The organism is Rhodococcus sp. SB1D, from assembly GCF_048573875.1.
GTDB lineage: Bacteria > Actinomycetota > Actinomycetes > Mycobacteriales > Mycobacteriaceae > Rhodococcus_F > Rhodococcus_F qingshengii.
In genome coordinates, this window is record NZ_JBMAIQ010000006.1 from 337080 (window position 1) to 347569 (window position 10490).

Sequence of the window (10490 nt, forward strand, 5' to 3'; positions counted from 1 at the left end):
AGTCCGCGAAACAGCCCTTCGCACTGTGAACCTGCTAGGTGCCCAACTCTGCGACCAAGGCGTCGACGACCGCAACCAGATCGCCGCCCGTCGCTTCCGCGACACGACGTTGCCGCTGGTAGGACGCGCCGCGACGGGGAATGTCCGCCACCGACGCCAACTCGTCCGCGCAGCCGAGCGAGACCGCGATCGGCGCCAAGTCGTCGAGTAGGCGATCCAGATCGTCAGTGACGAGGCACTCGTTTGCGTCGGAGTCGAGGATGATCTCGGCGTCCAGTCCGTATCTCGCTGCGCGCCACTTGTTTTCCTTGACGTGCCACGGCTGCATGTTCGGCAGAGTCTCACCGGCACTCAGTCTGCGGTCCAGATCGACGATGAGGCAGTGGACCAGAGCAACGAGGGCACCCAGTTCGGCGCGCGTCGAGACGCCGTCGAACACCCGGACCTCGATGGTTCCCCACTTCGGCGCGGGACGGATGTCCCAGTGCATGCCACCGATCTTGGTGATCACACCGGTCTTCATCTGGTCGTCGATGAACGACTCGTATTCGGCCCAGTTCTCGAACTGGTACGGAAGACCTGCGGTGGGGAGCTGCTGGAACATCAACGCTCGATTGGACGCATAGCCGGTGTCGACACCGGCCCACATCGGCGAGGATGCCGACAGCGCCAGCAAATGCGGATAGCGCTGCAGCAGTGCGTTGATGATGGGGAAAACGCGGTCCGCGGACGAGACACCCACGTGGACGTGCACGCCCCAGATCAGCATCTGCCGACCCCACCACTGCGTGCGTTCGATGAGCTCGTCGTAGTCGGGCGTCCGGGTGACCAACTGAGTCGACCATTGCGCGAACGGGTGCGTGCCCGCGCTGATGAGGTCGACGCCGAGCGGATTCGCGGCGCGACGCAGCAGATCCAGTGACCTGTCGAGATCACTCATCGCCTCGCCGACCGTCGAATGAATACCCGTAACGAGTTCGACGGTATTTCGCAGTAGTTCCTTGGTGATGTGCGGGGTTTCGGAGCCGGCAAGCTCTTCGACCGCCGAAAACACCTCGGCTGCTGTGTTGGAGAGATCTCTGGTCTTGCGATCGACCAGCGCGATCTCCCACTCCACGCCCAGCGTCGGGCGCGGCGAACCTGGAAATGGAACTACCACGCAGAGAATCCAATCACAGTGTCGGTAAAAACACCGTGCTGGCTACTGCGTGGTAGTCGCCGGAAGTGATGCAAAACTCAGGTGAGTTTGTCAGCTCTTGGTGATGACACCGCAAGCAACGCGTCCGCCTGCGTCACCGGTGTCGAGGGTCTGCTGATCCGGTGCCGGCGCGTAACGCGTCGGGATGTTGCCGAAGTTGTCCGCTCCGGCGTGGATCATGACGGATGTTCCACCGTTTGCGACCAGTTCGTCGACGGTGAATGCATCGGTCCTGGTGACCAGTGTGGCGGTGCCGTCTTCGAGGACCTGAACCGAAGTGAGGTCGCCGCTCGCCGGGTGGCCCGTGTGACCCTCGGCCTGGAAGTGTCCGCCTGCCGAGAGGAAGTTACCCGGCTCTCCGCCGCTGGGGGCAACGGAATTGGTCTCGCACTTGGCGACCTGGTGGACGTGGAATCCGTGGAAGCCGGGGGTGAGGCCCTTGGCGTCGAGGGTGACCTTGACGTCGCTACCTTCCTGCGCGAACGTAACCGTTCCGACCTTGGCGCCGTCGGTGCCGTTCAGCGTTGCGGTGACCGTTTCGGCAGAAGCGCCGGCGTGAGCCGTCTCGGAACCGTGGCCGCCCGCGCTTTCGTGCGCGCTGGGATCGGCTGCACCGGTCCACACCGGAGGAGTCGTGCCGGGGACGCTGCTGGGCTCTTCGCTGTTACTGCAAGCGGTCAAGCCGAAAGCGGCAATCGCGACTACAGGGGCAACGACGCGCCAGGACATACGCCGGGTGCTGCTGGGGGCCATCGAACCGCTCCTTTGAGGTGGCGAGAAAGTGCTTCTGATCATAACGGCGCGTGTAGTAGCTGGAACCGACGGGTCAGTTCCACCTTCACGACCGGTCAGTTGGAGGTCACGATCACGATCACGCCAGGTGACGCGTTCGCGATGCCGGCGAATCGAGGCTCTGCGGAGACTCCGAGTTCAGCCGCGATCTTCTGCGCCGCTGCCTTCTCCGCCGCGGACGATCCGTAATACACCGTCGTCGTACTGACGGTGCCCTCGCTGTAGTTACCCGTCTCCTCGACGTTCCAACCTGCTGCCGTCAATTCCTCGGCGGTGCCTGCTGCCAGACCGGAGACGGTGCTGTTGTTGAGAACTCGAACGCTGACATTCGACGTGTCGGTGCCGCTCGCGGAGCTGGAAGTCGTGGTCGTCGCAGTTCCCGAGGGTCGCGACGTGGTGGTGGTATCGCCCGAAGCGGGTTGTGTCGTCGCTGCCGGCTTGGTGGTGGCCGGCGCGGGGGCGCTCGTCGTGGCAGACGCCGAGGATTCGGTCTGCTCTGCTGCGGTGTTCTCGTCGCCCGATCCACCGTCGCTCGATCCACCCAGTGAGGCTGCTCCGAGACCGATGAACACGATCGCCAACGCGATCAACACCATGGCGATTGCGCGAAGCGGAGGTCCGGACGGCTGCTCTTTCGGGGTACTCACGATGTCGACCTTATCGCCAGTGTGTGGACAGCCCGATCATATGTACGCGTGATTCAGGTGACCTCGAAGCCGAGGCGGCGGGCGGCCCTGGCCTTCTGACGGCTGGCACGCAGACGACGCAGGCGCTTGACCAGCATGGGATCAGCCGCCAAGGATTCGGGGCGATCGACCAAGGCGTTGAGAACCTGGTAGTAGCGGGTTGCCGACATGTCGAACAACTCCTTGATGGCTTCTTCCTTCGCACCGGCGTACTTCCACCACTGGCGCTCGAAGGAGAGGATGTCGTGCTCCCGGCGGGTGAGGCCGTCTTCGCCCACCTCGTGCATGCCTGCTGTATCTACTACCGAATCGTCGGCGCCAGTGCCTTCGGACTGGTTCCGACTACGCGCGGTTGCGCCGTCCATGTCACTCCTCGACTGCTGTGCTCGGCGTCAGCGAGACTCGTATGCCCGGTGTTCTTTTTCCGACCGAATTCTCGCGGCCGTGAGTTTCCCGGTCCCCTGGCCCGAAGGTAACTCACAATTTCCCCCGCGGCCCACGTTCCGACCGAGCAACGAATTACATCGCTGTTCTTCAGCAACCATTGAACCATGATCGAGTGTGCGGGCCGTGATAACTACGCGGGCGCGCCGCACTATCCTTGTCCGCATGGCTATCCTCCCCATCCGAATCGTCGGCGACCCAGTACTGCACAAGGCGACAGAGCCGGTCACTCAGTCCCCGGCCGAGATCGCCGAACTGATCGCAGACATGTACGAGACGATGGACGCTGCCAACGGCGTCGGTCTGGCGGCCAATCAGGTCGGTGTTCCACTGCGAGTCTTCGTCTACGACTGCCCCGGTGACGACCGCAGCAGCGAGCGTCGACGCGGCGTCGTCGTGAACCCGGTACTCGAGACGTCCGAAATCCCCCAGACGATGCCCGACCCGGACGAAGACTTCGAGGGTTGCCTGTCCGTTCCCGGCGAGCAGTTCCCGACGGGTCGCGCCGATTGGGCGAAGGTCACCGGCACCGACGCCGACGGCAACCCGATCGAGGTCGAGGGCACCGGATTCTTCGCACGGATGCTCCAGCACGAGACCGGGCATCTCGACGGTTTCCTCTACACGGACGTACTGATCGGCCGCAACGCGCGCGCTGCCAAGAAGATCATCAAGCGTTCCGGTTGGGGCAAGCCCGGTCTGACCTGGACGCCGGGGACCGTCGACGATCCGTTCGGTCACGACGACGACGATTACGAAGACTGAGAATTCTGCTCTGAACGGCAACATTTCGATCGGTAGCCGGGTGGTTTTGCGATACAAGCTCCCACCCGGCTATTCGCATCCCATGACCGACGTCATCGGCATCCTCGAGGGCGCCGATCCCATCGCCGTTCGCGCCGGCGACGGTCGGCTGGTCCAGGTCTCCGCCGATCAGGTGATCGCGCTCAAGAGTCTCTCGGCCCGCCCGATTCGCATCGGCGAGATTAGAAACCTCGAAACGGCTGCTGCGGCGGCGTGGCCGGGGGTCGAGCAGGCGTGGATCGACGGTTGGTTGCTGCGCGCCGGTCACGGTGTCACCGGTCGCGCCAATTCCGCTTTGCCGCTCGGCGGTGCGGGGGCGGTTGCCGGCTTCGACGCGAGCACCATCGAGCGGATACGCCAGTGGTTCGGTGACCGCGGACTGCCGACCCTGCTGCTCCTCCCCGATCGACTCGGCACCGCTCCGGACGGGTGGACCAGCAAGAAGGAAACCATCGTGATGGCCGCCGATCTGGGCAATGTCACGCTGCCGCTCGGTCCTCCGGTCACCTCGTTCGCCGACCGCCCCGACCACAACTGGCTGTCGATGTACGACGCCCACGGCGATCCGGCGTACGTCGAGGCGGTCCTCACGGCTGTCGTGGGCACTGCAACTTTCGGCGCGATCGGAAACACCGACACGACGCTTGCCATCGGGCGCGCTGCGCTCACCGAGGCACCCGACCACAAACGCTGGGTAGGACTGACCGGCATTCACGTCGCCCCTGAACACCGTCGTCACGGAATCGGGTCGCTGATCTGCGGAGATCTACTCTCCTGGGGTCGTGAGAACGGTGCGACGCACGCGTACCTCCAGGTTTCGGCGGACAACTTCGCGGCGATCGCGCTCTACGAGCAACTCGGATTCGTCGAACACCACCGCTACCGATACGCCACCGATCCTGTCGGCGGCTGACGCTAGGCTTGCCCTCGTGCGCATCGCTACCTGGAACGTCAACTCCGTCCGTGCCCGTACCGACAGGATCATCGACTGGCTCGGTCGATCCGACGTCGACGTCCTGGCAATGCAGGAAACCAAGTGCAAGGACGAGCAGTTTCCGTACGAACGCTTCAAGGAAATCGGCTACGAGGTCGCCCACGTCGGGTTGAGCCAGTGGAACGGTGTCGCCATCGCTTCCCGCGTCGGCTTGGACGACGTGCAGATCGGATTCGAGGATCAGCCCGGGTTCGACAAGGATCCCGAGGCAGACCCGGTCCGCGAGGCACGTGCGATCGGTGCCACCTGCGGCGGTGTGCGGGTGTGGAGCCTGTACGTCCCCAACGGCCGTGAGCTGGAAGACCCGCATTACGCCTACAAGCTGGATTGGCTGGCCAAGCTGCGCGACGACGCGGAGGGCTGGCTCAAGCAGGATCCCGACGCGCAGATCGCCCTGGTCGGCGACTGGAACGTCGCTCCCACGGACGACGACGTGTGGGATCCCGCTTTCTTCGAGGGCAAGACCCACACGTCGCAGCCGGAACGAGCTGCGTTCACCGCCTTCACCGAGTCCGGGTTCGCGGACGTAGTTCGCCCGTACACACCCGGTCCCGGCGTGTACACGTACTGGGATTACACGCAGCTTCGCTTCCCGAAGAAGCAGGGTATGCGAATCGACTTCATCCTCGGCTCACCGGCATTCGCAGCACGCGTCGAGGCGGCCGAGATCGATCGAAACGAGCGAAAAGGCAAGGGCGCCAGCGATCACGCTCCGGTGATCGTGAATCTCGGGTGATCGTGAATCTCGGAGCCTGATCGTCTGTTTGCACCCTCGGGCTTCTAGTCCTCGACGAGCAGTTCCAGATACTCGGGATGCTCGCCGAGGTACCGCTGAACATAGGTACACACGGGCCGTACCGACCAATCACGTTCACGGGCGCAGTCCATTGCGAACTGCACGAGTACGGCTGCCAGTCCCTGCCCGCCGTACTCCTCTTTGACGACGGTATGCATGTACGCAACCACGTCGCCCGCTTCGGCTCCGCTCCCCGAAATCTCGTCTTCGTCGCGGTATCCGAGGATGCCGACCAACTCGTCGTCGGAGAGCAGTTCGAATCGTTCGTGCGACGGATTGTCCACGAGCGTGACTTCCGGTGAGGTTCCGGTTTTCGAATTTTCGATGTCGTTCATTGCGGCGACCTCCACGGCACGATGTGCACCTGCGCGATCGGCGACAGCTGCGTTCGCACGCTCTCCATAACTGTGATCCATGCCACTCATAGAATCAGCTACCGACGACGCTGTCCCGGGTTCGACCAATTTTTGCACCGGGAACGACCGGATCGCAATCGCAGTTCGCGCCGTCGTTCCCGCGAGAGGTGGGACCGAGCTGCCGTTTCCCCAGGTCCGATCGGTAGGCTCGTCGTCGTGAAGCTGCTGCCCCTAACCCCCGCCGGACAGACCCCGATTCGGGCATTGACCATCGCCGGAACCGACTCCGGTGGCGGAGCCGGCATTCAAGCCGATTCCCGCACGATGGCGATGTGCGGAGTGCACGCCTGCGTGGCCGTCGCCGCAGTGACGGTCCAGAATTCGGTGGGAGTCAGCGGATTCCACGAGATTCCGCCGGAGATCGTCGCCGACCAGGTGCGCGTCGTGGTCTCGGACATCGGCGTCGGTGCGGCGAAGACGGGAATGCTCGCGTCGACGACAATCATTGAAGCGGTGGCCGCGGTTGCCGCCGAGGTTGGGATCGGCCGCGACCGTCCGATTCCGCTCGTGGTCGACCCGGTGTGCGCGTCGATGCACGGCGATCCGCTGTTGCACGAAGAAGCTCTCGACGCGGTCCGCAACACCTTGATTCCGGCAGCCACGGTGGTCACTCCGAACCTTGACGAGGTTCGGTTGATCACCGGTATCGAGGTCGTCGACGACAAGAGCGCCCGCCAAGCGGCAGAAGCGCTGCATGCGCTCGGCGCTCAATGGTCCATCGTCAAGGGTGGCCACCTTCGTACTTCGGAGTTGTCCACCGACCTGTTGTTCGACGGCGACCGTTTCCTCGAATTCAGCAGTGCCCGGATCGACACCGGCAACGATCACGGCGGCGGAGACACGCTGGCTGCTGCGATCACTTGCGCTCTCGCACACGGCTATTCCGTTCCGGACGCGGTGGCGTTCGGCAAAGAGTGGGTGACCAAGTGTCTCGAGGCGTCGTACGACCTCGGCGCGGGACATGGTCCGGTGTCCCCGCTCTGGCGGCTCCAGGTTTAGTGCGCTAGTTCCGGCGCACGCGCCAGATTCCCAGGTCGACGGGAACTCCGTTGGGCGTGGTCGCGAAAAACCCTCGCCGCCATGGCCGGATCGTGAGATCGAGATCCTCCAGGGTGCCGGCTTCGAGTTCCTCGAGAGTTGTCGCCGACATCATGACGTTGCCGTCGCCGCCCAAGCCCATCATCCGGGCGGCGATGGTCACGTCGACGCCGAGCCAGTCGTCACCGATCTGACGCGGGGTACCCGTGTGTAGGCCGACGCGCATGCGCGGGGTGTATCCGTCGAGATCGACTTCCGCGAGCGCGTCCTGCGCGGTGAACACCGCCTTCAAAGCCGCATCCGGGCGAATGAACACTGCCATCAGACCGTCGCCCATCCGTTTGACGACGTGTCCGCCGTTGTCGGTGATCGGAGTTTCCACGGCCTGCGCCACCGCACGCAGAAGGGTCAGCGTCGCGCCGTCACCGGCTGCGAGCGACCAGGTGGAGAAGCCCACCAGATCGGTGAAGACGATGGTCAGTTCTTGATCGCCACGTCCGCGGCCCATCTTTTCCAGCGCTGCCTGCCACACCTGCAGTGCTCCGAGGCTCACTTCGCGAGTGGCTGCCGGCTTCTGATCGAGCAATCTGTCAGCGACGCGCGCGACGGCGCGCGCACCGCCGGGGCCGGCGAGCGAGAGCGGATCCCCAAACCCTGGATCACCGGGTAGTGCCCGCCTGAGGCGTCGTAGCGCGTCGATGAGCTGCTGCCGACGGTTAAGTTCTGCCGCAGAGTTCAAGACGACGTCGACGACGCCTCGAACCGAGGAGGAAGAAGCACCTGCCGTGTCGGTGTTCTCCGGGGACAGATCAGCCATAACTCAAGCGTAACTCAGAGTTACAGACAGTGTGCTGCCGCCGTTCTCGCACAGTGGCCTCCTGGTCGCTCGCACAGTCGATCATTCGGTCAGTCGATCATTCGGTCAGTCGATCATTCGGTTCTGGCCTGTGTCCGGGCATCGCCGACGGGAACTCCGTTCGGCCCGCTCAAATCCTGGGCATACGTCGCAACTCCGAAGGCTACTGCAGAAGCGTTGGCAGCGAGCGCTTCGCGATCGATGTTCGCGAGGTTGTCCTGGGCACTGTGGTAGTTCGGGTCGAAGGTCTCCTCCGCTTCTCCGCCCCACTTCTCGGCCTGTGCCGGCGTCTTGCGCTCGTCCGCGCCGCTGAACACGCCACCCGCCGGGATCCCGATCTCGATGAACGGGCCGTAGTCGGAGCGCCCGTCGAAGTCCGTTCCGTCCGCCGCAATCCCTCGCCCGGCGAGAAAATCGACGAAGGTGCGCTCGATGCCCGCCGACCCCTCGGGCCCGGGCCCCTCCCCGACGGCATCCGAGTTGTCGCCGTCGTAAGCCAGGTATCCGGCGTTGGGCGAACCGAGCATGTCGAAATTCAGGTACAGGGCGATGTCGGCCCGTTCCTGATCGCTCAGACCCTCGACGTAGCGGGTGGAGCCGACCAATCCCACTTCTTCCGCTCCCCAGAAAGCGAAACGCACGGCATTTTCGATGCTCGGTGAGCTTCCCATCTGCAGCGCGGTTTCCAGTACGGCTGCGGTACCGCTTCCGTTGTCGTTGATTCCGGGACCTTCCGGCACACTGTCCAGGTGGGCGCCCACGACAACCACGTTGTCGGTCGCGCCGGTCTTGGTCTGCGCAATCACGTTGCGCGACTTCGTCGTTTCCGTCGACGTGTCGAGAATCAGCGTGAGGTCTCCGGGCGCTGCGGCAAGAGCCTCGCCCGACGCCTTACTCACCCCGCCGGTCGGAATGCGGGCGTCTTCGGGTTCACCCAAGGTAGCCCCGCCCAGCATTGCGTCCTCGTTGTTGGCAACCAGCAACGCCGCCGCGCCGCGATCAGCGGCGATCTTCTGCTTGTCGCCGAACGGGCACACTCCGCGGGTGACCAGCACGATTGCACCGTTCACGTCGCGGCCGTCGTAGTCGGTGGCCTCGCAACCGGGGGTCTCGTCGGCGGGAATCGCCACCAGACGCGCCGTGATTCCGGTCGGTCCCGTGGAGGTGGAATATGTCAGCGCCCGCACCGGAACATCGGAGCCGTCAGCGGCTTTCAGGGATTCGGTGCCGGGATCGAAGGAGCTGAAGTCGAATTCCGGGGTGCTGACCTCGAAACCCTTGTCTTCGAGCAGGTTTGCCACGTAGTCGACACTGGCGTCGTAGCCGGGGGTACCGGCCGATCGATTGCCCTCGTTGTTGGCGGCGATCTTCTCGAGTTGCTCCAGATGCCCGGTCACGGCGTCGACCGTGACGGTCTCGGAGAATGCAACCGGGTCTGTCGGGACGGCCGCTTCACTTCCCGACGAGCATCCACTCACCACGAGTGCTCCAGCCATTGCGACCACAACCACACCGAAGAGTCTCATCTTCGGAGGATATCGGCCGAAGCACAGGAAAGGGACCCAGTACGAATGGTTTTTCGTACTGGGTCCCTACTCTGCTGTCACTCCTGGTTCTCGGTAGGTCTCCCGACAACACCTACCGAGGGAGCGACAAGATCAGGCGTCGCGACGATTCACGATGACGATACTTGCTCCGAAAATCACCAGAACGAAGGCCGCGAAGTAGATCAGGCTGCCCCAGGGTCCCCAGTGGAAGTCGACGCCACCGCTGCTCGCACTGAGGAAGTGGTTTGCATTCGCGAACGGCAGGAACGGGGTGATCTTCTCGCCGAAGCTGCCGAACAGTCCGAACAGGCTCTCGATGAGCAGCGGCCAGAGCAGGAGCAACGCAATTGCGCCGGCCGACTGGCGAATGATCGATCCGACGCCGACAGCGAGAATCACGCACAGGAAGGCGTAGATCGGGATGCCGTAGATCGCGCGCCAGTCACTGCCGCTCGACAGGGTCAATCCGGCACTCGCCTCGGTACCGGCGATGGCCTTGGCCATGGCGTACGCGCCGAAGGCGAGAACAAATGTCAGTACAGCACCGAAAGCACCGATGAGGCCGGCTTTGGCGATCAGAACCGAGGCACGGTTCGGAACGGCCTGGAAGGTGGTGCGGATGGTCCCGAAGCGGTACTCACTGGTGACCGCGAGGGCCGCCATGATCATGAGAACCATGATTCCGAAACCCGAGATGCCGGCCGTGGCAACGGCGGTGTCGAGGTCCGGTGCTCCCTGGACGTCGGAGGACGTCAGAGCCGACTTGGCAACCGCGCCCATGATGGCCGCGAAGCCGAGCGCGAGCACGACGATGATGACCGAGCACCACAGCGGCGACTTGGTCGTGGTGATCTTGATACGTTCAGCACTGAGAACAGCCATTACAGTGCACCTCCCATAGCCTGCTGCGTGTTTGCCT

Annotated in this window: 12 protein-coding genes; 4 read left to right on the forward strand and 8 right to left on the reverse strand. The window is 63.8% G+C overall.

Features of this window, described 5'->3' with window-relative positions; all coding sequences use genetic code 11:
• Window positions 1-34: 34 nt before the first annotated feature.
• From ACN50D_RS16545 to ACN50D_RS16560, 4 genes are all read right to left on the reverse strand, one after another.
• Window positions 35-1159 carry a glutamate--cysteine ligase gene (locus ACN50D_RS16545; protein WP_003945034.1) on the reverse strand — a complete coding sequence of 375 codons (1125 nt, stop codon included), beginning with the start codon at window positions 1157-1159 and terminating at the stop codon, window positions 35-37.
• Between the two features lie 90 nt (window positions 1160-1249).
• Complete coding sequence (sodC, locus tag ACN50D_RS16550; protein WP_212633923.1) at window positions 1250-1951, reverse strand: superoxide dismutase[Cu-Zn]; 702 nt, start codon at window positions 1949-1951, stop codon at window positions 1250-1252.
• 95 nt (window positions 1952-2046) lie between these two features.
• On the reverse strand, window positions 2047-2637 hold the full coding sequence (locus ACN50D_RS16555) for a LytR C-terminal domain-containing protein (RefSeq protein WP_042926201.1): 591 nt from the start codon (window positions 2635-2637) through the stop codon (window positions 2047-2049).
• 53 nt (window positions 2638-2690) lie between these two features.
• Entirely contained in the window at window positions 2691-3041 is a 351-nt protein-coding gene (locus ACN50D_RS16560; protein ID WP_007730120.1) for a DUF3263 domain-containing protein, read from the reverse strand.
• A 244-nt stretch (window positions 3042-3285) separates the two neighbouring features.
• Here ACN50D_RS16560 and ACN50D_RS16565 point away from each other — a divergent pair, with 244 nt between their 5' ends.
• The 3 genes from ACN50D_RS16565 to ACN50D_RS16575 are packed head-to-tail and all read left to right on the forward strand — an operon-like array spanning window position 3286 to window position 5654.
• On the forward strand, window positions 3286-3885 hold the full coding sequence (locus tag ACN50D_RS16565; RefSeq protein WP_003945053.1) for a peptide deformylase: 600 nt from the start codon (window positions 3286-3288) through the stop codon (window positions 3883-3885).
• Between the two features lie 10 nt (window positions 3886-3895).
• Window positions 3896-4837 (forward strand): N-acetylglutamate synthase, CG3035 family, encoded by a 942-nt coding sequence (locus ACN50D_RS16570; protein ID WP_419970235.1) that lies wholly within the window; start codon window positions 3896-3898, stop codon window positions 4835-4837.
• A 16-nt stretch (window positions 4838-4853) separates the two neighbouring features.
• Window positions 4854-5654 (forward strand): exodeoxyribonuclease III, encoded by an 801-nt coding sequence (locus ACN50D_RS16575; protein ID WP_042926198.1) that lies wholly within the window; start codon window positions 4854-4856, stop codon window positions 5652-5654.
• 44 nt (window positions 5655-5698) lie between these two features.
• Here the strand turns inward: ACN50D_RS16575 and ACN50D_RS16580 are convergent, their stop codons facing one another.
• The gene (locus tag ACN50D_RS16580) at window positions 5699-6130 is read right to left on the reverse strand and encodes a GNAT family N-acetyltransferase (protein WP_231915197.1); all 432 of its coding nucleotides are present in this window, start codon (window positions 6128-6130) and stop codon (window positions 5699-5701) included.
• A gap of 156 nt (window positions 6131-6286) precedes the next feature.
• On the opposite strand from ACN50D_RS16580, the gene thiD reads away from it, so the two are divergent.
• Complete coding sequence (gene thiD, locus ACN50D_RS16585) at window positions 6287-7129, forward strand: bifunctional hydroxymethylpyrimidine kinase/phosphomethylpyrimidine kinase (RefSeq protein WP_003945044.1); 843 nt, start codon at window positions 6287-6289, stop codon at window positions 7127-7129.
• 4 nt (window positions 7130-7133) lie between these two features.
• On the opposite strand, the gene ACN50D_RS16590 is transcribed toward thiD, so the two are convergent.
• The 3 genes from ACN50D_RS16590 to ACN50D_RS16600 all read right to left on the reverse strand — a co-directional run bounded on the left by ACN50D_RS16590 (window position 7134) and on the right by ACN50D_RS16600 (window position 10453).
• The gene (locus ACN50D_RS16590) at window positions 7134-7985 is read right to left on the reverse strand and encodes an adenylate/guanylate cyclase domain-containing protein (protein WP_007730127.1); all 852 of its coding nucleotides are present in this window, start codon (window positions 7983-7985) and stop codon (window positions 7134-7136) included.
• Window positions 7986-8098: 113 nt separating this feature from the next.
• Entirely contained in the window at window positions 8099-9550 is a 1452-nt protein-coding gene (locus tag ACN50D_RS16595; protein WP_187781773.1) for a M20/M25/M40 family metallo-hydrolase, read from the reverse strand.
• Between the two features lie 132 nt (window positions 9551-9682).
• Window positions 9683-10453, reverse strand: coding sequence for an ABC transporter permease (locus ACN50D_RS16600; RefSeq protein ID WP_047268852.1), 771 nt, complete (start codon window positions 10451-10453; stop codon window positions 9683-9685).
• Between the last annotated feature and the right edge of the window lie 37 nt (window positions 10454-10490).